The organism is Geodermatophilus telluris (genome assembly GCF_900102745.1).
GTDB lineage: Bacteria > Actinomycetota > Actinomycetes > Mycobacteriales > Geodermatophilaceae > Geodermatophilus > Geodermatophilus telluris.
In genome coordinates this window covers 783732-804371 of record NZ_FMZF01000002.1, presented here as the reverse complement: position 1 = coordinate 804371, position 20640 = coordinate 783732, and the positions used below count along the sequence as shown (strand labels likewise).

Sequence of the window (20640 nt, the reverse complement as noted above, 5' to 3'; positions counted from 1 at the left end):
CCGGGGGCCCGCCTACCCTCGGCAGCGATGACGAGCGCACGGACCGGCACCCGCCCCGCGGCCCGCCGGACGACGTCGGCTCGCCGGTCCCCCGCCCGCACGGCCGCCGCGCGGAAGCCGGCCCCGCGCCCGGCCGCCGTGAGGAAGCCGCCCGCCCGCCGGCCGGGCCTGCGGCGCCGCCTGGCGTCCTGGGGCTGGCTGACGGCGGTGCTCGCCGTCGTCGCGCTCGTCGCGGTCACCGCCTCCGCCGAGGACGCCGAGCGGCCCCCGGTCACCCTGGCCACCGCGGAGTGCACCGTGCCCGAGACCGGGGTGGAGCTCTCCGCCGAGCAGGTCGCCAACGCGCGGACCATCGCGCAGGTCGCCCTCGACCGGGGCCTGCCCGAGCGGGCCGTGGTCATCGCGCTGGCCACCGCCATGCAGGAGTCGACGCTGCACAACCTGCCCTACGGCGACCGCGACTCCCTCGGCCTGTTCCAGCAGCGGCCCTCGCAGGGCTGGGGCACCCCCGAGCAGGTGCAGGACCCCGTCTACGCGGCCGGCCAGTTCTACGACCGCCTGGTGCGGGTCCCGGGGTGGCAGACCGGCGAGCTGACGGTGGTCGCCGACACCGTGCAGCGCTCGGCGTTCCCGCGGGCCTACCAGCGCTGGGACGGCTTCGCGCAGTCCCTGACGACGGCGCTGGGCACCGACGAGTTCACCCGCGACTGCGGCTGACCGCCGTCCTCAGGCGGTGAGGCGCTCGGCGGCCGCGTCGATCCGCTCGTCGGTGGCGGTCAGCGCCATCCGCACGTGCCGGGCGCCGGCCGGGCCGTAGAAGGACCCGGGCGCGGCGACGACGCCGAGGCCGGCCAGCCAGTCGATGGTCGTCCAGCAGTCCTCGTCGCGGGTGACCCACAGGTACAGGCCCGCCTCGGAGTGGTCGATGCGCGCGCCGGTCGCCCGCACCGCGGCGGCCAGCCGGTCGCGGCGGGCGCGGTAGCGCTCGCGCTGCGCGTCGACGTGCGCGTCGTCGGCCAGGGCCGCGGTCATCGCCGCCTGCACCGGCCCGGGCACGAGCAGCCCCAAGTGCCGGCGGACCTCCCACACCCGCCGGACCAGCGCGGGGTCGCCGGAGAGCAGCCCGGCGCGGTAGCCGGCCGCCGTCGACTGCTTGGACAGCGAGTGCACGGCGAGCAGCCCGGTGTGGTCCTCGCCGGCGACGGCGGGGTGCAGCAGCGAGCGCGGCTGCACGTCCCAGCCCAGGGTGGCGTAGCACTCGTCGGCGACCACCGGGACGCCGTGCGCGCGGCCCCAGGCCACCCAGGCGCGCAGCTCGTCGTCGGACAGGACGCGGCCGTGCGGGTTGCCCGGGGAGTTCAGCCAGACCAGGACGACCCCGGCGGCGTCGTCGGGCGGGGTGTCGGTGCGGCGCACCGCCAGCCCGGCCAGCACCGCGCCCACCTCGTAGGTCGGGTAGGCGACCTCGGGGATGAGCACCGTGCCCTCGCGCAGGCCGAGCAGCGTGGGCAGCAGCGCCACCTGCTCCTTGGAGCCGATCGTGGGGATCACCGACGGGTCGGCCGCGACCGGGTCGGCCACGGTCACGCCCAGCCGGCGCCGCAGCCAGCCGGCGGCCGCCTCACGCAGGGCGCGGGTCCCCAGCGCCATCGGGTACCCCGGGGAGTCCCCGGCCGCGGCCAGCGCGCCGCGCAGCAGCTCGGGGGTCTCGTCGACCGGCGTGCCGATGGACAGGTCGACCAGGCCGCCGGGGTGCCGCGCGGCGCGGGCCCGGGCGGCCTCCAGGCTGTCCCAGGGGAAGTCCGGCAGCCGGCCGGCCGCCGTCCCCGGAGAGGTGGCGGTCAGTGGCCCTCACCCTGCGGCGGGAGGGCGGCGACCAGCGGGTGGTCCCGGCCGACCTTGCCGGTCTTGGCCGCGCCGCCGGGGCTGCCGAGGTCGGAGAAGAACTCCACGTTGGCGTTGTAGAAGTCCTTCCACTTGTCCGGGACGTCGTCCTCGTAGTAGATGGCCTCCACCGGGCACACCGGCTCGCAGGCACCGCAGTCGACGCACTCGTCGGGGTGGATGTAGAGCATCCGGTCGCCCTCGTAGATGCAGTCCACCGGACACTCGTCGATGCACGCCTTGTCGAGGACGTCGACGCAGGCCTGGGTGATCACGTAGGTCACGGTGGGTCCTCCCGGGGACGTGCGGGCAGCGGACCGGCCCGCGGCCGGGTCTCGCGCGTGTCTGCCGACCAGTATGGCCCTGCCGGGCCCCGTCAAACGCGACGGGTGGCCCGCGTGCCCCCGTCGGGGCAGGGTCCGGCCGCGGGGCGCAGGATCGACCGTCGTGGGACAGAGCCGATCTCCGCTGGGCGTCGCGGACCTGGAGCGACTGGCCGCGCGCGGCTGGCGGGCCGCCGAGGAGGAGCCGCTGGGCGAGTGGCTGCTGCGCGCGGCGGGCGGGTTCACCGGGCGGGCCAACACGGCGCTGGTGTCCGGTGACCCGGGCCGGCCGCTGCCGGAGGCGGTCGACGCCGTCGCCGGCTGGTACGCCGCCCGCGGGCTGCGGCCCGGTGCCCAGCTGGCCGGCGTGCGCTCCCGGCCGGCCGACACCGCGTTCGCCGCCGCGGGGTGGCCGCGCGACGAGGACGTCCTGGTCCTGACGGCGCCGCTGGCGCCCGGTGTCCCCGACGGCATCCCGGTCGAGCTGGCCGGCGACCCCGACGACGGCTGGCTGGCGGCCTCGGGGTACCTGCGCCGCGCCGACGCCGGGACCGTCCGCGCCGTGCTCACCCGCGCGCCGCGGGTGGTGTTCGCCGCGGTCCGCGAGGCGCCCGCACCCGCACCGCCGGTCGCCGTCGCCCGGGGCGTGGTGACCGGCGACTGGCTCGGGGTCACCGCGGTGACGGTGGCCGAGGAGCACCGGCGCCGCGGGCTGGCCTCGGCGCTGATGGCCGCCGTCTCCCGGTGGGGCGCCGAGGAGGGCGCGCGGTGGGTGTACCTGCAGGTCACCGCCTCCAATGACGCGGCGCGGGCGCTGTACCGCCGGTCGGGCTTCGTCGAGCACCACCGGTACCACTACCGGTGGGCGCCGGCCTGACGGCCGCCCTCCCCCGGTCGGGGGGTCGTGTGCGCCGCGTCTCAAGAGGTGCGGGAGCCGGCCGATCCTCTCCGGTGTGACCGTCCCGCCGAACCCGGAGCAGGTGCCCGCCCCGCCGTCCGACGCGGAGGCCGCCCTCGCGCACCGGCTCGCCGCCCTGCGCCACGGCCTGGGTGCCGACCGGCTGTCGCTGTGGTGGCACGAGACCGCCACCGGCCTGGCGGTGCCCTTCGCGGTGTCCGCCGACGGCGCGCGCGCCGTCGGCCCGGTGTCGGCGCAGGTCGTCGCCCGGTCCCCGTTCCTGGGCCCGGTGCTGACCGCCCGCCGGCCGGTGACCGTGGAGCCCGGCGACGCCGGGCCGGCCGCCGCGGAGCTCGCCGCCCTCGGGCTCGACGACGCGGCGGGCACCCCGCTGGTGCACGGCGGTGAGGTCGTCGGTGCCCTGGTCGTCGAGCCCGCCCGCGCGGCCCGCGACCCGCGCGTGCGGCGGACGGCGCGCAGCCTGGCACCGGCGCTCGTCGCCGCCTCCGCCCGCCGCGCCGAGCGCCGTCGGCTGGTCACCGCCGAGGTGCTGCTGGAGCTCGTGGAGGGCGCCCCGCAGGCGCGCTCGCTCGACCACCTGCTCGGTGCCGCCTGCGAGCGGCTCGCCGCGCTCGGCGGGGTCGACCGGGCCTGCGTGTTCCTGCTGGAGGACGGCCGGCCGGTGCCCAGCATGGCCGCCTTCGCCGACGGCCGCCGCGACCCGGCCGGCTGGCAGCGCTTCCGCGCCGCCTCCTCGGCGATCGGGCTGGTCGAGCAGGTGGCGCGCACCGGCGTGCCGGCCACCGCCGACCGCGGCAGCGACCTGCTCGCCGACTGGTGGGCGGAGTCGTTCGCGATCGGCTCGCTGCTGGCCGTGCCGCTGGGCCGCGCCCCCGACGTCGTCGGCGTCCTCACCCTCGACAGTGCCGCGGTGCGGCCGTTCTCCCAGGAGGTGCGGCGGCTGGCCGCGGCCGCCGGTGCCCACCTCGGTGGCGTGGTCGGGCAGGCACGGGCCGCCCAGGCGCGCGCCGACGAGCTGGTCGTCGCCGGCGCGGTCCGGCAGCTGCTCGTGGAGGGCGCCGGCGCGACCGGCGTGGCCGAGGCCGCCGGGGTGCTCGCCGCCGCCGTGCAGCGGCTGGCCGGCACCGACCGCGGCGCGGCCTACCTCGTCGACGGCGAGGGCCTGGTCGAGGACATCCGGCTGGTCGGCTGGTCGGCCGAGGCGCGGGAGGTGCTCACCGCGCGGGTCGCCGGCCGCCCGGCCGCCGAGGCGCCGCTGTGGCGGCGGGTCGCGGAGCTGCGGCGCCCGGTGTTCGTCGAGGACGCCCGCGCCTGCGACCTGCTCGCACCCCAGCTGGTCGAGTCGCTGGGCCTGGCGGCCTACGTCGCCGTCCCGGTGCTGGCGGGCGACCGCCTGCTGGGCATGGTGGTCTGCGGGGCGGTGGGCCGGCCGGTGTCGTGGTCGGCGGCGGTCCGCGAGGCGGTCGCGCGGATCGTGCTGGAGGGCGCGCTCGTGGTGGAGAACGCCGCGCTGCGCGCCACCGAGCAGCTGCGGCTGGCCCAGTTGGCCCGCGAGGCGCACCACGACCCGCTCACCGGCCTGGCCAACCGGCGCCGGTTCACCGAGGAGGTGGAGCGGACGATCTACGCCGAGCCGCACCGCTCGGCCGCCGTCCTCATGCTCGACCTCGACCGGTTCAAGGAGGTCAACGACAGCTTCGGGCACAGCGTCGGTGACGACCTGCTGTGCCTGGTCGGCCCGCGGCTGCAGCAGGCGCTGGCCCCGGGCGACCTGCTGGCCCGCATGGGTGGTGACGAGTTCGCCGTCCTGCTGCCCGACGCCGACGCCGCCCGCGCCCGGGAGGTCGCCGACGGCCTGGGCTCGGCGCTGCGCCAGGCGTTCGTCCTCGACGGCATGCCGCTGCACGTCGACGCGAGCATCGGCGTGGCGCTCTGCCCGGAGCACGGCCGCGACCGCTCGCTGCTGCTGGCCCGCGCCGACACCGCGATGTACGGCGCCAAGCGCGGCCGCGAGGGTGCTCGCGTCTGGGCGCCGGAGGGCAGCACCGACTCCCGCGACCGGCTGCAGACCCTCGAGCAGCTGCGCGTGGCCCTCGACACCGAGCAGCTCGTGCCGCACTACCAGCCCAAGCTCGACCTGCGCACGGGCGACGTGGCCGGGGTCGAGGCCCTCGTCCGCTGGGAGCACCCCGAGCGCGGGTTGCTGGCGCCCGACGTCTTCCTGCCGCTGGCCGAGCAGGCCGGCCTCATGCGCCGGTTGACGCTGCGGGTGCTCGAGCGCTCGCTGCTGGACCTGGGCACCTGGCGCGACGCCGGTCACGAGCTGACTCTCGCGGTCAACCTGTCCGTGTCCAACCTGCAGGACGTGGCGCTGCCCGAGCAGGTGGCCCTGCTGCTGGAGACGCGGGGTGTGCCGGCCGCGGCGCTGGTCCTGGAGATCACCGAGGACGTGCTCATGGCCGACGCCGCGCGCAGCCAGCAGGTGCTGGCCGGGTTGCGGCGGCTGGGCGTGCGGCTGTCGGTCGACGACTACGGCACCGGCTACTCCTCGCTGACCTACCTGCGGGCCCTGCCCGTCGACGAGCTCAAGCTCGACCGCAGCTTCGTCACCTCGCTGACCCGGGACCCGCGGGCCGGCGCCATCGTCCGCAGCACCCAGCGGCTCAGCCAGGACCTCGGCATGACCTTCGTCGTCGAGGGCGTGGAGGACGCCGCGACGCTGGAGCTGCTGCGGAGCCTGGGCTGCGACGTCGCCCAGGGCTTCTACGTGGCCCGGCCGATGCCCGCCGAGCGGTTCCTCGAGTGGCTGCAGCGCCACCACGTGCGGGCCGCGGTGCCCCGGCAGCGGGCGGCGCGCTGAGGGGCTAGGCGCCGGCCGGGCGGGCGGTCAGCACGCGCCCCACCGCGAACGCCGCGGCCAGCACGCCCAGGCCGAGGAAGGCGAGGGTCACCGCCCCGAGCCCGCCGGTGCCGACGGCGACCAGGTCCCCCTCGGGACGGCGGACGGTCGCCGCGAGGGCCACTCCCAGCCAGGTGAGCGCCGGCAGCACCGCGACCACCCGCGACCCGGTCAGCCGGTGCGCGCCGGCCACGAGCAGCAGGTTGCCCACGACGGCGAGCAGCACCGACAGCGGCACCAGCACGCCGGCCACCCGCAGCGGCAGCCAGAACACCTCCACCAGGGCGAGCCACCCGGCGACCAGGACCGCGCCGATCCCGGCCAGGACCCGGTCGACGGTCCTCATCCGGTCAGGCCGGCGAACAGGTCGTCCTCCCACCCGTGCGGCGCCTGTCCGGCGGGGCCGCGCTGCCCGCGGACCAGCCGGTAGTGCTCGACGCCGAGGACCTCCTGGCCGAGGTCGTTCGACAGCGCGAAGAACGGTCCGTCGACGGTGATCTGGGTGGCGTGCGCGCGCATGGCGGCGTCCTTCGCACCGGCGTGCGCGCGGCCGTCGACGGCGGCGGTGACCAGCTCGTCGGGGACCGCGAAGGGGACGTCGTCGACCTCGCCGAGCTGCGCGAAGGGCGCGTCCTCCCCCAGCGCGGCGAGCGCCTCGAGGCCCTCGCGCAGCACCGAGCGCGGCACGCAGCACCAGTAGACCTTGGCGACGTCCCAGGCCGGCCCGAGGTCGGGCCGGTAGCCGGGGTCGGCGGCGCGGTCGACGGCGGCCATCGCGACCCGGTGGGCCTGGATGTGGTCGGGGTGGCCGTAGCCGCCGTTCTCGTCGTAGGTGACCACGACCTGCGGCCGGACCTCCCGGACGACGGCGACCGCGTGCGCCACCGCCTCGTCGAGGTCGGCCCGCCAGAACGCGCGGGGCTTGTCGTTGGCCGGCGTCCCCATCATCCCGGAGTCGCGGTAGCGGCCCGGCCCGCCGAGGAAGCGCCAGTCGGTGACCCCGAGGGCCTCCATCGCGGCGCGCAGCTCGGCGATCCGGTAGCCGCCGAGCTGGTCGGCGTGCTCCGGGGCGAGCAGCTCGAGCTCGGGGACGAGGACCTCGCCCTCCTCGCCCAGCGTGCAGGTCAGCAGCGTGACCGCGGCGCCCTCGGCGACGTAGCGCGCCATCGTCGCGCCGTTGTTGATCGTCTCGTCGTCGGGGTGGGCGTGCACCAGCAGGATGCGGCGGTCAGCGGTCACGGGGAGACATCCTCCCTCACCGCAGCGCGTCCTCCCTCACCGTGCACCGTGAGGGAGGACGCGCTGGGATCAGGTCACCTGATCGTCGCCGGGACTACTCGACGTCGACGGGGACGACCATCCGGGCCTCGGCGAAGTGGCAGGCGCTGGGGTGGCCCTGCCCGCGGTCGACCAGCGCCGGGACCTCCTGCGCGCAGACGTCCTGGGCCTTCCAGCACCGGGTGCGGAAGCGGCAGCCCGAGGGCGGGTCGGCGGGGCTGGGGACGTCGCCCTGCAGCAGGATCCGGTCCTTCTGCCCGCGCAGGTGCGGCTCGTGCAGCGGCACCGACGACAGCAGCGCCTGCGTGTAGGGGTGCGACGGCGAGGCGTAGACCTGCTCGTCGGTGCCCTCCTCGACGATGTGGCCGAGGTACATGACCGCGACCCGGTCGGAGATGTGCCGCACCACCGACAGGTCGTGGGCGATGAACAGGTAGGACAGGCCGAACTCGTCCTGCAGGTCCTCGAGCAGGTTGACCACCTGCGCCTGCACCGACACGTCGAGCGCCGACACCGGCTCGTCGCAGACGATGACCTCCGGCTGGAGCGCCAGCGCGCGGGCGATGCCGATGCGCTGCCGCTGGCCGCCGGAGAACTGGTGCGGGTAGCGGTTGACGTAGTCGGGGTTGAGGCCGACGCGGTCGAGCAGCTCCTGGGTGCGCTTGAGCCGGCCCTTCCGCGGGGCGACGTCGGAGTGCACCGCCCAGCCCTCGGCGACGATGTCACCGACGGTCATCCGCGGGTTCAGCGAGGCGTAGGGGTCCTGGAAGATGATCTGGACCTCGCGCCGGTAGTCCTTCAGCGCCCGGCCGCCCATCCGGGCGACGTCCCTGCCCTTGTAGAGGATCGACCCGGCGGTGGGCCGCTCCAGGGCGACGATCAGCTTCGACACCGTCGACTTGCCGCAGCCGGACTCGCCGACCAGGCCGACGGTCTCCCCGCGGTGCAGCGTCAGGTCCACCCCGTCGACGGCGCGGACGTGGCCGACCGTGCGCTTGAAGACGATGCCCTGGGTCAGCGGGAAGTGCTTCTGCAGCCCGCGGACCTCCAGCAGGGTCTCCCCCGTCGCCCCGCGCGCGCCCGACGGCGCGGGCTCCGCCAGCGAGGGGGACGACGGCGACGACTCCGGCAGGGACTTCGACGGGGACGACTTCGACAGGGACGACGCGGCGGTCGCCCCGGACTCACTCGGCTGCGACACCGAGGACCTCCTCGCTGTAGTGGCACGCGGCCTCGCGCCCCGGGACGACCAGCCGCAGCGGCGGGACGTCGGTGGCGCAGTCACGGCCGGGCGCGGCCTCGGCACCCAGCCGGCGGCGGGAGCAGCGCGGGTGGAACGGGCAGCCGCTGGGGATGGCGGCCAGGTTCGGCGGCTGGCCGGCGATCGGCCGCAGCCGTCCGCCCTTGGCCTCCACCTGCGGCACCGAGCTCATCAGGCCGTCGGTGTAGGGGTGCGACGGGCGGCTGAAGACGTCGTCGACGGTGCCCCGCTCGACGATCTCGCCGGCGTACATGACCGCGACGTTGTCGGCGACCTCGTTGACCACGCCCAGGTCGTGGGTGATGAGGATCAGCCCCATCCCCGTCTCCTGCTGCAGGTCCTTGAGCAGGTCCATGACCTGCGCCTGCACGGTGACGTCGAGGGCGGTGGTCGGCTCGTCGGCGATGAGGATCCGCGGGTCCAGGGCGATGGCCATGGCGATCATGACGCGTTGCCGCATGCCGCCGGAGAACTGGTGCGGGTAGTCGTCGACGCGCCGGGCCGCGGCCGGGATGCGCACCCGGTCCATCAGCTCGACGGCCTTCGCCCGCGCCGCCTTCTTCGACATCCCGCGGTGGGCGCGGAACATCTCGCCGATCTGGAAGCCCACGCTGTAGACCGGGTTCAGCGACGACAGCGCGTCCTGGAAGATCATCGAGATGCCGGGCCCGCGGATCTTGCGCTGGTCCTCGGCCGACATCTCCAGCACGTTGCGGCCCTGGAACCAGATGCCGCCGCCGCTGATGACCGCCGGCGGGGTCTCGAGGATCCCCATGATCGCCTGGGCCGAGACGGACTTCCCCGAGCCGGACTCGCCGAGGATGGCCAGCGTCTCGCCCGCCCCCAGGCTGTAGCTCACCCCGTTGACGGCGTTCACCACGCCCGAGCGGGTGCGGAACTCCACCCGCAGGTCGTCGACCTCCAGCAGGGGTGTGCCCTGCGCGGCGAGCTCCGCGGTCGGCTTGGTCAGGTCGAGGTTGGTCATGCGCGCTGCCTCGGGTCGAGGGCGTCGCGCAGGGCGTCACCCATCATCACGAACGCCATCACGGTCAGGGTCAGGATCAGGCTGGGGAACAGCACCAGGTGCGGGGCGGTGCGGATCGAGTCCTGCCCGGCCTCGATCTGCAGGCCCCAGGAGATCGCCGGGCGCTGCAGGCCGACGCCGAGGTAGGTCAGCGTGGCCTCGGCGGCGATGATCACGCCGATGGTGATGGTCGCGTAGACCAGCACGGGGGCGACGGCGTTGGGCAGGATGTGCCGCACCAGGATGCGCCGGCTCGAGGCCCCCATCGCGCGGGCCGCGGCGACGTAGTCCGAGCTCTTCACCGCGATGACCTGCGAGCGCACCAGCCGCATCGCCGTCATCCAGCCGAACAGCGCCAGTGCGATGGCCACCGCGCCGGGGCCGCGTGAGTTGATGATCGGGATGCCGGTCGAGGGGCCGACCCGCAGCAGCACCAGCGCACCGAGGATCAGCGGGAGGGCGTAGAAGATGTCCGCGATCCGGGCCAGGATCCCGTCGGTGACCCCGCCGTAGTAGCCGGCGACGGCCCCCACCAGGACCCCGAGCAGCAGGATGACCAGCACGGCGGTGACGCCGATGATCAGCGAGTTGCGGGCGCCGTAGACGACGTTGGCCAGGTAGTCGCAGCCCTGCTGGTCGAAGCCGAACCAGTGCTGCGCCGACGGCCGGGCCTTCGAGTCGGCCAGGTCGCAGGCCCGCGGGTCGGCCCCGCGGGCGAACAGCTGCGGCACCAGCGCCATGAGCAGGAAGAACAGGCCCAGGACCGCACCGATCCAGAACAGCGGGTTGCGCCGCAGGTCGCCCCAGGCGTCGCTCCAGAGGCTGTTCTGCCGCTCCTTGGTGACGTCGACCGACGGGCTGGCCAGGCCGGTGGTGGTCCCGGCCTCGACCGCGTCCTTGCGCAGGTCCAGCTGCTGCTGGTCAGTCATAGCGGATCCTCGGGTCGAGGACGGCGTAGAGCACGTCGACGACCAGGTTGAAGAAGATGAAGAAGAACACCATCAGGGTGACGATGCCGACGACGACCGCGCCCTCCTGGGAACGGATCGAGTTGAACACCTCGCGGCCGATGCCGGGCAGGTTGAAGACCGTCTCGGTGACGATGGCCCCGCCGAGCAGCGCGCCGATGTCGGCCCCGATGAAGGTGACGACCGGGATCAGGCTGTTGCGCAGGGTGTGCCGGACGACGACCGTCCGGTTGGGCAGGCCCTTGGCCCGCGCCGTCCGCACGTAGTCGGCCCGGAGGTTCTCCGCCAGGCTGGTGCGGGTCAGCCGGGCGACGTAGGCCAGCGAGCCGGAGGCGAGGACCAGGCCCGGCAGGACGTAGCTGTAGAAGCCCTCGTTGGTCCCGGCGATCGGGAACCAGCCGAGCTTGAGGCCGAAGAGCAGCTGGGTGAAGAAGGCCAGCACCAGGATCGGGATGGAGACGATCAGCGTCGTCGACACCAGCACCACGTTGTCGAAGTAGCTGTTGCGCCGGATGCCGGCCAGCACGCCGGCGACCAGGCCGATGACGATCTCGAACAGGACGGCGGCCAGCGCGAGCTTGACCGTCACCGGCAGCGTGCGCTCGATGGTGTCCAGGACCGGCCGGCCGCGGAAGTCGGTGCCCAGGTCGCCCTGGAACAGGCCCTTCAGGTACTCCCAGTACTGGACGTACAGGGGGTCGTTGAGGTGGAACCTCTCACGGAGCTCGGCGATGACGGCCGGGGAGAGCGGGCGGTCACCGCCGAGGGCGCGGATGGGGTCGCCCGGCAGGGCGTAGACCATCGCGAAGATCAGGAACGAGGCGCCCAGCAGAACCGGGATGGTGAGCAGCAGGCGGCGCGCGACGTAGCGGCCCATGGTCCCCCTCGGGGTGTGTGCGCCGCCGGGTGCGGACGGCGGCGCCGGTGTCCATCGTGCCGCAGGGCCCGGTACACGAGCCGCCGGGGGCGACCGTCCTGGTCGGACGGGCGCCCCCGGCGGGTGGTGCGGGTCCTGCGGGGTGAGGTCAGCTGTTGACGGTGACCTCGGAGGTGACGATGTGCTGGAAGAGGTCCAGTCGGACGTTGCTGACGTTCTCGCTGGTCACCGACTGGATCTCGGTGAAGAACATCGGGGCCATCGGCATGGCCTCGTTGATGATGTCCTCGGCCGCCTGGTAGCTCTCGATGCCGGCCTCGGGGCTCTCCGCCTGGTCACCCTCGACGACCAGCTGGTCGACCTGCGGGTCGGTGTAGAACGAGTAGTTCGACCCGGCCGGCGCCAGCGAGGACGTGGTGAACAGCGGCGTGATGTAGCTGTCCGCGGCCGGGTAGTCGAAGCTCCACCCGTAGCGGAACGGACCGGCCACGCCCTTCGACTCCAGCAGCGGCAGGTACTCGGCGAAGTCCAGGTTGCCCTGCAGCGTGTACTCGATGCCGAGGTTGTCGCGGAGCTGGTTGCCCACGGCCTCCATCCACGCGTCGTGACCGGCACCGGAGTTGAACCACAGGTCGACCGGCTGGCTCTTGTCGAAGCCGGCCTCCTCGAGCAGCTGGTTGGCCTGCTCGGGGTCGAGGGTGCAGTAGGTGCAGCTGCCCTCGCGGTAGCCGTCGATGACCGGCGGGATGAACGAGTCGGCCGGGGTGCGGGTGCCGGCGAAGATCGCGTCGGAGATCGCGGCGCGGTCGACCGCCATGGAGAAGGCCTGGCGCACCCGCGGGTCGGCGAAGCGCTCGTCGTAGGTCGGGAAGCTCAGGTAGGTGATCTGCGAGGACTCGGTCCGGATGAACCGGTCGCCGAACTCCGACTCGGCCGACTCGATGACGTCGGGCGGGATGACGTCGACGATGTCGAGGTTGCCGGCCTGCACGTCGGTGTAGGCGGTGTTGACGTCGGCGTAGACGACGTACTGGACGCTGTCGGCCTGGGCGGCGTCCTCACCGGCGTAGTCGTCGTAGCGGGTCAGGGTGATGCCCTGGCCCGGGACGAAGTCCTCCTCGGCCTGGAACGGGCCGTTGCCGATCGGCCGGGTGCCGAAGGCCTCCGGGTCGTCGAAGAACGCCTCCGGCAGCGGGTGGAAGGAGTTGTAGCCGGTGATCGCCGGGAAGTTGGAGAACGGCGTCGACAGCGTCACGGTGAAGGTCGTGTCGTCGACGACCTGCAGGCCGCTCATCTCGGTCGCGACCGGCTCGCCGGTCGCCTCACCGGTGGCCTCGTCGACCGGCGCCTGCAGGTCGGCGTAGCCCGCGATGCGCGACAGGTAGGACGCGGCGCCCTGGGCGTTCGGGCTGTAGGCGGTGTAGTTCCACGCGTTGACGAAGGACTCGGCGGTGACCGGCGAGCCGTCGTGGAAGGTCCAGCCGTCCTTCAGCGTCACGGTCCAGGTGGTGTTGTCCTCGGACTCGATCGACTCGGCGACGCCGCTGTAGTCGACCTCGCCCTCCTCGGTGTAGCGCACGAGGCCGGTCCACAGCGAGCTGATGACCTGGTCGCCCTCGGACTCGGTGGTGTTGCCCGGGACGAGCGGGTTCTCGGGCTCGCCGATGTAGACGCTGAAGGTGCCGCCACCCTCACCGCCGGCAGCGGAGCCGCCGGAGCCGCTGTCGTCGCTGCCGCCACCACAGGCGGACAGCAGCAGCGCGCCGGAGATCCCGGCCGCGACGAGCGCCGACCGGCGCTTGCTCAACTTCACGTGCGTTGCCTCCCTCGTCCCGCGCGTCAGCGGGGGGACCGGACTGGTGGGTGCGCACCCCGGCGCGAGGCCGGGGCAACGGCGTGCTGCGGGCGGAGCGCCCGCAACGGCCGGAACGCCGGTCGCGACCCTAGGCACGCCCGGTGAGGACCGTCCACGGCCGTCACCGATTTGTGACCCAGGCTCACGACCTCGGCACCGGGTGCCGCAACGACCACGGTCTGCCGCCCTCGGGACGACAGGTGTTGCGGCGCGGGGACCATACCCCCGCAGGACTTACGCCTTCGGGGGGACCCGGGTGTCCGGGCGACCCGACCGGGGTAAGCATCGGCCACCCGAGGAGAGGAGTTCACTCGTGAGCGGCATCGACAAGGCGAAGAACAAGGCACAGGAGCTGTCCGGCGAGGGCAAGGAGCGCCTGGGCGAGGCCACCGGCGACCGCGACCTCCAGGCCGAGGGCGCCAGCGACAAGGCCGCCGGCAACCTCAAGCAGGCCGGCGAGAAGGTCAAGGACGTCTTCAAGTAGTCGAAGGATCCCGTCCTCCTCACCCCTCGCTCCGCTCGGGGCGAGCCTCTGGACGGGGCCGTTCCAGCACGTCACCTGGGCGCCGCACCGACGGGTGCGGCGCCCGTGGTGCGTCAGCGGCGGGTGAGCAGGGCCCGGACGGCGGGGAGCAGGGGGCGGTCGGCGGGGATCCAGTCGAGCGCCTCGAGCTCGCCTGCCCGCGCCCAGCGCAGCTCCCGGTGCTCGCGGGCCACCGGCTCGCCCTCCACGAGGCACGCCGACCACACCCGCAGCGTCGTGGTGTCGGGGACACCACCGGCGACGGCGCCGTCCAGGGGCACCTCGCCGAGGAACTCCCCGGGCAGGACGACGACGCCCATCTCCTCGGCACACTCGCGCGCCAGCCCGGCCAGCTCCTCCTCCCCCGGCTCGACCTTGCCGCCGGGGAACTCCCAGCGGCCGGCCAGCGGCCCGGTCCCGCCGCGCTGCGCCACGAGCACGCGGTCGCCGCGCACGATGGCCGCACCCACCACCTGGACGACGTCGAGCGCCTGCCGGGCGGCCGCCGCCGCGTAACCGTCGAGGTGCCGGCGCATCGACCGCGCCACCCGCCGGCGCAGCACCGCCCGGTCGGCCAGGGCACCGAGCGGGGCGGGCAGGACGGTCTCCCACTCGACCACCTCGTCGACCCGGGTGCCCGCGCCGGTGGCCGTGAACCGGCGCGTGTGCACCAGCGAGCGCCAGGGCCCGCCGGGCGCGAGGGCGTACACGTCGCGCACCGGCCGGACCGACTCGACCTCCGCCAGCGGCACCGGCCAGGGGCGCCCCAGGGCTCGGGCGACGTCGAAGGCGACGGTGAGCGGCGCTGCCACGATCGTGGTGAAGCGCAGCCGGTACACGCCGTCACCCTGGCAGACCGGGCAGGATGGGAGCCCGGAGAGTCCGCTGGAGGGAGCACGGTGCGCATCACGGCCCGGGTCGACTACGCCGTCCGCGCGGCCCTCGAGCTGGCCGCGGCGGCACCGGGGAGCCTGACGTGCGACCGGATCGCCACCGCGCAGGACATCCCGTCGCGCTTCCTCCAGGGGATCCTCGGCGACCTGCAGCACGCGCGGCTGGTGACCAGCCAGCGGGGCCGGGAGGGCGGCTACCGCCTGGCGCTGCCGGCGTCGGAGATCTCCATCGCCCGCGTCATGCGGGTGGAGCAGGGCTTCCTCGCCGAGGTGCACGGGCAGCGCCCCGAGGACGTCAGCTACCCCGGTGCCGCCGCGGAGCTGGCCAGCGTCTGGGTCGCCGCCCGCGCCGCCTACCGGCGAGTGCTGGAGGAGGTCACGCTGGCCGACGTCGTCGCCGGGCGGTTGCCCGGCCCGGTCGCGGAGCTGGCCGCGGTCGAGAGCGCGTGGCGCTCCTTCAGCGACGAGCGCGCCGGCGACTGAGCGTCGCGCCGACCGGGGACGCGGCCCGCCACAGCAGCGGCGCGGCCGCCACCGCGGCCAGGGCCAGCACCGTGACCACCGCCTGGCCCACCCGCCCGACGGTCACGCCGGCGGCGGGGTCGAGCGCGTAGTCGGCCCACGCGTTGGCCGCGGCGTCGGAGACGAGCACCCCGACGGTGAGGACGACACCGCTGCGCCGGCGCAGCCACAGCAGCACACCGGCGAGCGGGTCGAGCAGCGTCAGCGAGACGAAGTAGCCGCTCAGCCACCCGGGCAGCCCGGGGTAGGGGTCGTCACCGCCCAGCACCAGCTGCACGACGTGCACCGCGGTGCCGTAGGCGAGGACGGCGCCCGCGACCGCTGCCACGACCCGGGCGGACCGCGGCGCACCCGCCCAGCGACCGCCCACCCCGCCAGGCTCCCAGGAGGCCCGGCGACCGGGCCCCGCGGGCCGCCGCGCACGGCGCCTGGGCGAGACTCGGGGGGTGAGCAGCGCGCAGCACGGTGGCGTCACCGTCTTCCTCACCGGCCTGTCCGGCGCGGGCAAGTCGACCGTGGCCGACGCCCTGGTCGCGGAGCTGGAGGCCGCGGGGCGCCCGGTGACGGTCCTCGACGGCGACGTCGTCCGCACCCACCTGTCCAGCGAGCTCGACTTCTCCCGCGAGCACCGCGACCTCAACATCCGGCGGATCGGCTTCGTGGCCGGCGAGGTGGTGCGGCACGGCGGCACCGTCGTGGTGGCCGCCATCGCGCCCTACGAGCGGGCGCGCGAGGAGGCCCGGGCGCTGGTCGAGCGGCACGGCAGGTTCGTGCTCGTACACCTGGCCACCCCGCTGGAGGTCTGCGAGGCCCGCGACGTCAAGGGCCTCTACGCCCGCGCGCGGGCCGGCGAGCTCACCGGGTTCACCGGCGTCGACGACCCCTACGAGCCGCCCGCACGGGCCGAGCTGGTCATCGACACGTCGGCCACCCCGCTGGCCGAGTCGGTGGCCCGGATCCGGGCCGCGATGGACGGCGGCACCGGGGACGGGACGCCGCCGGCCGCCTGACGTGACCGCGGACACGCCCTCCCGTGTGCGACCATGGAGGGCGTGTCCGGTCGCGCCCTGCTCCTCGTCGCGCGCCGTCACATCGACCTGGCGCTGGTGAGCAGCGCGGTCTGTCGCCCCGCGCGCTGACACCGAGGTCCCCCGCAGCGCCCGCTGCGCCCCCGATCCGGCAGCGCCCTCCCCGTCCGGTCCGGCGCCGCGGCGGGCGGCGCAGGAGGAAGTGCCACCGTGACCACCCCCCGTACGACCACCAGGCCGCCGCGCCGCGACACCCCCCAGCGGGGCCAGGGCCAGTGGGCACTGGGCTACCGGGAGCCGCTCAACCCCAACGAGCGGATGAAGAAGGACTCCGACGGCCTCGACGTCCGGCAGCGCATCCTCGACATCTACGCGCACACGGGCTTCGGCGGCATCGACCCGAGCGACCTGCGCGGGCGGATGCGCTGGATGGGGCTCTACACCCAGCGGGCCCAGGGCATCCCCGGCGGCAAGACCGCCGTGCTGGAGCCCGAGGAGCTCGAGGACTCCTACTTCATGATGCGGGTGCGCACCGACGGCGGGGCGCTGACCAGCGAGCAGCTGCGCACCATCGGCGGCATCAGCACCGAGTTCGGCCGCGACGTCGCCGACGTCACCGACCGGCAGAACATCCAGTACCACTGGATCCGCATCGAGGACGTGCCCGAGATCTGGCGCCGGCTCGAGGCGGTCGGTCTCACCACGACCGAGGCCTGCGGCGACACCCCGCGCGGCATGCTCAACTGCCCGCTGGCCGGCGTCCTGGAGGACGAGGTCATCGACGCCAGCGACGTCATGGCCGAGACGGTCGCCAAGTACGTGGGCAGCCCCGAGTTCAGCAACCTGCCGCGCAAGTGGAAGACGTCGATGTCCGGCTGCGTGGACCACTGCACCGAGCCGGAGATCGACGACGTCTCCTTCGTCGGCGTCCGCAACGCCGACGGCGAGCCCGGCTACGACCTGTGGGTCGGCGGCGGCCTGTCGACCAACCCGATGTTCGCCCAGCGCGTCGGCGTCTTCGTGCGGCCCGACCAGGTGACCGACGTGTGGGCGGCCTGCACCTCGGTCTTCCGCGACTACGGCTACCGCCGGCAGCGCAACCGCGCCCGCATCAAGTTCCTGATGGCCGACTGGGGGCCGGAGAAGTTCCGCCAGGTGCTGGAGGACGAGTACCTGCACGCGAAGCTCCCCGACGGTCCCGCGGCGTCCGCGCCGGCGCACGCCCAGCGCGACCACGTCGGCGTGGCCCGGCAGAAGGACGGCACCAACGCCGTCGGCTTCGCGCTGCGCACCGGCCGGATCACCGGCAGCCTGCTCACCCGGATCGCCGACCTCGCCGAGGAGTACGGGCAGGGCCGCACCCGGACGACGACCCAGCAGAAGATGGTCGTCCTCGACGTGCCCGACGAGCGGGTCGAGGACCTGGTGGCCGCGCTGGCCGAGCACGACCTGCTGGTGCGCCCGAGCGCCTTCCGCCGCGGCACGATGGCCTGCACCGGCCTGGAGTTCTGCAAGCTCGCCATCGTGGAGACCAAGCAGCACGCGCAGGACCTCTACGCCGAGCTGGAGAAGCGGCTGCCCGGCTTCGACGAGCCGATCGGCATCAACGTCAACGGCTGCCCGAACAGCTGCGCCCGCTTCCAGACCGCCGACATCGGCTTCAAGGGCTCGATGGTGCGCGACGAGAACGGCGAGATGGTCGAGGGCTTCCAGGTCCACCTGGGCGGGCACCTCGGCACCGAGGCCTCCTTCGGCCGCAAGTTCCGCGGCCACAAGGTGACCAAGGCGGAGACCGCCGACTACTGCGAGCGGGTGCTGCGCGGCTACCTCGAGCGGCGCGAGCCCGGCGAGCGGTTCGCCGCCTACGTGTCCCGCGCGGAAGAAGCGTGGTTGCTCTGACGGAGGAGGAGCCGGCCGGCGGGGGAAGGACACGGCAGCTGCCCGTGTTCTTCTGCCCGTACTGCGGGGACGAGGAGCTGACCCCGCACGGGGACGAGGGCGGGTGGCACTGCGCCGCGTGCCTGCGGACCTTCACCGTGCGGCTCACCGGGACAGGAGTGCAGGGATGACGACGGCGGTCCGGCCCACGCCGGAGCTGGCAGCGGCGGCCGACGCCCGCTTCGAGGGCATCGCCGACCCCGTCGAGCAGGCGCTGGCGGTCCTGCGGTGGGCCGGGGAGACCTTCGGCGACGACTTCGCGATCACGTCGTCCATGGCCGACGGGCTGCTCGCGCACCTGGCCTCCCGGGCGGTCCCCGGGGTGCACGTGGTCTTCCTCGACACCGGCTACCACTTCGCCGAGACGATCGGCACCCGCGACTGGGTCAGCGGGGTCGTGCCGATCACCCTGGTGAACGTGACGCCGCCGCAGACGGTGGCCGAGCAGGACGCCGAGCACGGGCCCGAGCTGCACCAGCGCGACCCCGACCTCTGCTGCTCGCTGCGCAAGGTGCAGCCGCTGGCACGGGCGCTGGCCGGGTACGCGGCCTGGGGCTCGGGCGTGCGCCGCGACGAGGCCCCCACCCGCGCCGGCACCAGGGTCGTCGACTGGGACGCCAAGCGGGGCATGGTCAAGGTCAACCCGCTGGCCGCCTGGACGCAGGAGCACGTCGACGCCTACGTCGCCGAGCACCAGGTGCCGGTCAACCCGCTGCAGGAGATCGGCTACGCCTCGATCGGCTGCGCGCCGTGCACCCGCCCGGTGGCCCCGGGTGAGGACCCGCGCGCGGGGCGCTGGGCCGGTCGCGGCAAGACGGAGTGCGGCCTGCACCTCTGAAGGACCTCGTCCCAGGGGCCGAGGCCGTTCCAGCACGGCAGGATGGCGCCGTGCCCAGACCCCCGCGCCTGTCCCCCGACGCCGTCGCCGCCGCCCTGCGGGAGCTGCCGGGGTGGTCCGGCGACGCCGACGGGCTGCGGCGCAGCGTGGAGCTGCCCTCCTTCGCCGACGCCGTGGCCGCGGTCGTGCGGATCGGCTTCGCCGCCGAGGCGGTGGACCACCACCCCGACGTCGACCTGCGCTGGCGCACCCTGCACCTGACGCTGGTCAGCCACTCCGCCGGCGGGGTGAGCGAGCTCGACCTGGACCTCGCCCGCCGGATCGACGCGCTGCTGCCCTGAGCGGCTACTCCTCGACCGGCAGCACGAGCAGCCGCAGCAGCCGGTCGGCCTCGGCGTCGGGGTCCTCGGTGAGGCCGGTGTGCACCGGGCCGGGCTGCACCACCGTGCTGCGCGGCGCGGTCAGCCAGCGGAACCGCGAGCCCAGCGCCTCGCGGCCGGCGGCCCCCGCGGCGGGGTCGGCCGCGCAGACGTCGGCGGCGGCCTGCAGCGCCCGGCCGATCGCCTCGGCGTCGGCCGTCGGGTCCAGCGCGCGCAGCCGGTCGGCGTCGAGGTGCACCCGGCTGCCCAGGTAGTCGCGCTGGCGGCAGTAGACGAGCACGCCGGCGTTGAGCACCTCACCCCGCTCCACCCGCGGCACCACCCGCAGCACGGCGTACTCGAAGGTCTCCCGGCTCACCGCTGGCGCACCCCCGGCGGGGGCGGCGGGCCGAGCCAGGCGGGGCGGTTCTCCCCGCGCGGCGCCCGGCGCCGGGACCCACCCGCGGCCGCCGCGGCCAGCAGGGAGGGGAGCCACGCGCCGCGGGCGTCGAGCCGCGCCAGCAACTGGTCGGCGTAGCGGGCGCGGACGTCGTCGGGGGACTCCTCCGGGGTGGGGCCCTCGAGCCACGCGTCGGGCACCTGGGCCAGCACCCCGTCGAGCAGCGCGCGCGTGACCTTCCCGGCGAGGGCGGCGTCGGCGGCGCGCACGTCGGGCCCGCACTCGAGCAGCGCGTGCTGCGCGGCGTCGTAGGGCCGGGCGACGGCGGCCTGCGCGCCGGGCCAGTGGTGGTGGAAGGTCAGCGCGGCGCCGTGGTCGATGAGCTGCAGCCGGCCGTGCCAGAACAGCATGTTCGGGTTGCGCCAGGAGCGGTCGACGTTGCCCACCAGCGCGTCGAACCACAGCACGCGGCCGGCCAGCTCGGCGTCGACCTCGCCGACGCCGGCCTCGAAGTCCAGCGCGCCGGGCAGGTAGTCCAGCCCGAGGTTGACCCCGGCGGAGCGCTGCAGCAGCTCCTGCACCTCGGGGTCGGGCTCCCCCACCGCCAGCTGCGGGGCGACGTCGACGGTGACCAGCGCGGGCACCGGCAGGGCCAGCGCGCGGGCCAGCTCCCCGCAGACGACCTCGGCGACGAGCACCCGCACGCCCTGCCCGGCGGCGCGCCACTTGACCACGTAGGTGCCCAGGTCGTCGGCCTCCATGAGCCCGGGCAGCGAGCCACCCTCGCGCAGCGGGGTGACGTAGCGGGTGGCGGTGACGGCGGGCAGCACAGTGCCGGTCAACCTACGCCG

Annotated in this window: 23 protein-coding genes; 10 read left to right on the top strand and 13 right to left on the bottom strand. The window is 74.8% G+C overall.

The features are described from left to right. The first annotated feature begins 27 nt into the window (after positions 1-27). Positions 28-717 (top strand): hypothetical protein, encoded by a 690-nt coding sequence (locus tag BLQ97_RS09130; RefSeq protein ID WP_091365294.1) that lies wholly within the window; start codon positions 28-30, stop codon positions 715-717. Positions 718-726: 9 nt separating this feature from the next. Here BLQ97_RS09130 and dapC read toward each other — a convergent pair whose 3' ends face one another. Beyond that, positions 727-1809 carry a succinyldiaminopimelate transaminase gene (dapC, locus tag BLQ97_RS09125; RefSeq protein ID WP_281181394.1) on the bottom strand — a complete coding sequence of 361 codons (1083 nt, stop codon included), beginning with the start codon at positions 1807-1809 and terminating at the stop codon, positions 727-729. A 32-nt stretch (positions 1810-1841) separates the two neighbouring features. After that, positions 1842-2168: a ferredoxin gene (fdxA, locus tag BLQ97_RS09120; protein ID WP_029431665.1), complete on the bottom strand. Its 327-nt coding sequence runs from the start codon at positions 2166-2168 to the stop codon at positions 1842-1844. Between the two features lie 163 nt (positions 2169-2331). Here fdxA and BLQ97_RS09115 point away from each other — a divergent pair, with 163 nt between their 5' ends. After that, positions 2332-3084: a GNAT family N-acetyltransferase gene (locus BLQ97_RS09115; RefSeq protein WP_091365290.1), complete on the top strand. Its 753-nt coding sequence runs from the start codon at positions 2332-2334 to the stop codon at positions 3082-3084. Positions 3085-3160: 76 nt separating this feature from the next. Beyond that, positions 3161-5986: a bifunctional diguanylate cyclase/phosphodiesterase gene (locus BLQ97_RS09110; protein WP_175471650.1), complete on the top strand. Its 2826-nt coding sequence runs from the start codon at positions 3161-3163 to the stop codon at positions 5984-5986. A 4-nt stretch (positions 5987-5990) separates the two neighbouring features. Here BLQ97_RS09110 and BLQ97_RS09105 read toward each other — a convergent pair whose 3' ends face one another. The 7 genes from BLQ97_RS09105 to BLQ97_RS09075 all read right to left on the bottom strand — a co-directional run bounded on the left by BLQ97_RS09105 (position 5991) and on the right by BLQ97_RS09075 (position 13246). Beyond that, positions 5991-6371, bottom strand: coding sequence for a hypothetical protein (locus tag BLQ97_RS09105; protein ID WP_091365287.1), 381 nt, complete (start codon positions 6369-6371; stop codon positions 5991-5993). Continuing rightward, positions 6368-7264 (bottom strand): N-acetyl-1-D-myo-inositol-2-amino-2-deoxy-alpha-D-glucopyranoside deacetylase, encoded by an 897-nt coding sequence (gene mshB / locus BLQ97_RS09100; RefSeq protein ID WP_091365285.1) that lies wholly within the window; start codon positions 7262-7264, stop codon positions 6368-6370. Before mshB ends, BLQ97_RS09105 begins: the two co-directional genes overlap by 4 nt. A 94-nt stretch (positions 7265-7358) precedes the next feature. Further along, on the bottom strand, positions 7359-8504 hold the full coding sequence (locus BLQ97_RS09095) for an ABC transporter ATP-binding protein (RefSeq protein WP_245692004.1): 1146 nt from the start codon (positions 8502-8504) through the stop codon (positions 7359-7361). After that, positions 8488-9549 carry an ABC transporter ATP-binding protein gene (locus BLQ97_RS09090; protein WP_091365283.1) on the bottom strand — a complete coding sequence of 354 codons (1062 nt, stop codon included), beginning with the start codon at positions 9547-9549 and terminating at the stop codon, positions 8488-8490. The genes BLQ97_RS09095 and BLQ97_RS09090 overlap by 17 nt, the downstream gene beginning before the upstream one ends. After that, the gene (locus BLQ97_RS09085; protein ID WP_091365282.1) at positions 9546-10517 is read right to left on the bottom strand and encodes an ABC transporter permease; all 972 of its coding nucleotides are present in this window, start codon (positions 10515-10517) and stop codon (positions 9546-9548) included. The genes BLQ97_RS09090 and BLQ97_RS09085 overlap by 4 nt, the downstream gene beginning before the upstream one ends. Continuing rightward, positions 10510-11433, bottom strand: coding sequence for an ABC transporter permease (locus tag BLQ97_RS09080; RefSeq protein WP_091365280.1), 924 nt, complete (start codon positions 11431-11433; stop codon positions 10510-10512). Before BLQ97_RS09080 ends, BLQ97_RS09085 begins: the two co-directional genes overlap by 8 nt. Positions 11434-11581: 148 nt before the next feature. Further along, positions 11582-13246 carry a peptide ABC transporter substrate-binding protein gene (locus BLQ97_RS09075; RefSeq protein WP_091365278.1) on the bottom strand — a complete coding sequence of 555 codons (1665 nt, stop codon included), beginning with the start codon at positions 13244-13246 and terminating at the stop codon, positions 11582-11584. Between the two features lie 355 nt (positions 13247-13601). Here BLQ97_RS09075 and BLQ97_RS09070 point away from each other — a divergent pair, with 355 nt between their 5' ends. After that, positions 13602-13772, top strand: coding sequence for a CsbD family protein (locus BLQ97_RS09070; RefSeq protein WP_091365276.1), 171 nt, complete (start codon positions 13602-13604; stop codon positions 13770-13772). Positions 13773-13885: 113 nt separating this feature from the next. Here the strand turns inward: BLQ97_RS09070 and BLQ97_RS23285 are convergent, their stop codons facing one another. Further along, positions 13886-14650, bottom strand: a complete 765-nt coding sequence (locus BLQ97_RS23285; protein WP_175471649.1) for a (deoxy)nucleoside triphosphate pyrophosphohydrolase — start codon at positions 14648-14650, stop codon at positions 13886-13888. A 60-nt stretch (positions 14651-14710) separates the two neighbouring features. Here BLQ97_RS23285 and BLQ97_RS09060 point away from each other — a divergent pair, with 60 nt between their 5' ends. Continuing rightward, the gene (locus BLQ97_RS09060) at positions 14711-15187 is read left to right on the top strand and encodes an RrF2 family transcriptional regulator (RefSeq protein ID WP_091365274.1); all 477 of its coding nucleotides are present in this window, start codon (positions 14711-14713) and stop codon (positions 15185-15187) included. Here BLQ97_RS09060 and BLQ97_RS09055 read toward each other — a convergent pair. Continuing rightward, positions 15162-15554 carry a hypothetical protein gene (locus BLQ97_RS09055; RefSeq protein ID WP_245692003.1) on the bottom strand — a complete coding sequence of 131 codons (393 nt, stop codon included), beginning with the start codon at positions 15552-15554 and terminating at the stop codon, positions 15162-15164. The genes BLQ97_RS09060 and BLQ97_RS09055 overlap by 26 nt on opposite strands. A gap of 118 nt (positions 15555-15672) precedes the next feature. Between BLQ97_RS09055 and cysC the strand changes: the two genes are divergently transcribed. From cysC to BLQ97_RS09030, 5 genes are all read left to right on the top strand, one after another. Then, positions 15673-16236 carry an adenylyl-sulfate kinase gene (gene cysC, locus BLQ97_RS09050; protein WP_091365270.1) on the top strand — a complete coding sequence of 188 codons (564 nt, stop codon included), beginning with the start codon at positions 15673-15675 and terminating at the stop codon, positions 16234-16236. Positions 16237-16464: 228 nt separating this feature from the next. Next, positions 16465-18153, top strand: coding sequence for a nitrite/sulfite reductase (locus tag BLQ97_RS09045; protein ID WP_091365268.1), 1689 nt, complete (start codon positions 16465-16467; stop codon positions 18151-18153). Then, positions 18141-18323, top strand: coding sequence for an Insertion element protein (locus BLQ97_RS09040; RefSeq protein ID WP_139173538.1), 183 nt, complete (start codon positions 18141-18143; stop codon positions 18321-18323). The genes BLQ97_RS09045 and BLQ97_RS09040 overlap by 13 nt, the downstream gene beginning before the upstream one ends. Then, positions 18320-19030, top strand: a complete 711-nt coding sequence (locus tag BLQ97_RS09035) for a phosphoadenylyl-sulfate reductase (RefSeq protein WP_091365264.1) — start codon at positions 18320-18322, stop codon at positions 19028-19030. Before BLQ97_RS09040 ends, BLQ97_RS09035 begins: the two co-directional genes overlap by 4 nt. Positions 19031-19080: 50 nt before the next feature. Beyond that, entirely contained in the window at positions 19081-19371 is a 291-nt protein-coding gene (locus tag BLQ97_RS09030; protein ID WP_091365262.1) for a 4a-hydroxytetrahydrobiopterin dehydratase, read from the top strand. A gap of 4 nt (positions 19372-19375) precedes the next feature. Here the strand turns inward: BLQ97_RS09030 and BLQ97_RS09025 are convergent, their stop codons facing one another. Together BLQ97_RS09025 and BLQ97_RS23280 are read right to left on the bottom strand one after the other, a co-directional pair. Beyond that, positions 19376-19768, bottom strand: coding sequence for a DUF3037 domain-containing protein (locus BLQ97_RS09025; protein ID WP_091365260.1), 393 nt, complete (start codon positions 19766-19768; stop codon positions 19376-19378). Then, positions 19765-20631 carry a HipA family kinase gene (locus BLQ97_RS23280; RefSeq protein WP_245692002.1) on the bottom strand — a complete coding sequence of 289 codons (867 nt, stop codon included), beginning with the start codon at positions 20629-20631 and terminating at the stop codon, positions 19765-19767. Before BLQ97_RS23280 ends, BLQ97_RS09025 begins: the two co-directional genes overlap by 4 nt. Between the last annotated feature and the right edge of the window lie 9 nt (positions 20632-20640).

What these genes read in the sequence shown, in the direction of transcription:
- BLQ97_RS09035 (WP_091365264.1), top strand. Translation starts at nt 18,320, where the DNA reads ATGACGACGGCGGTCCGGCCCACGCCGGAGCTGGCAGCGGCGGCCGAC.
- BLQ97_RS09090 (WP_091365283.1), bottom strand. Translation starts at nt 9,549, where the DNA reads ATGACCAACCTCGACCTGACCAAGCCGACCGCGGAGCTCGCCGCGCAG.
- BLQ97_RS09080 (WP_091365280.1), bottom strand. Translation starts at nt 11,433, where the DNA reads ATGGGCCGCTACGTCGCGCGCCGCCTGCTGCTCACCATCCCGGTTCTG.
- BLQ97_RS09085 (WP_091365282.1), bottom strand. Translation starts at nt 10,517, where the DNA reads ATGACTGACCAGCAGCAGCTGGACCTGCGCAAGGACGCGGTCGAGGCC.
- BLQ97_RS09130 (WP_091365294.1), top strand. Translation starts at nt 28, where the DNA reads ATGACGAGCGCACGGACCGGCACCCGCCCCGCGGCCCGCCGGACGACG.
- BLQ97_RS09105 (WP_091365287.1), bottom strand. Translation starts at nt 6,371, where the DNA reads ATGAGGACCGTCGACCGGGTCCTGGCCGGGATCGGCGCGGTCCTGGTC.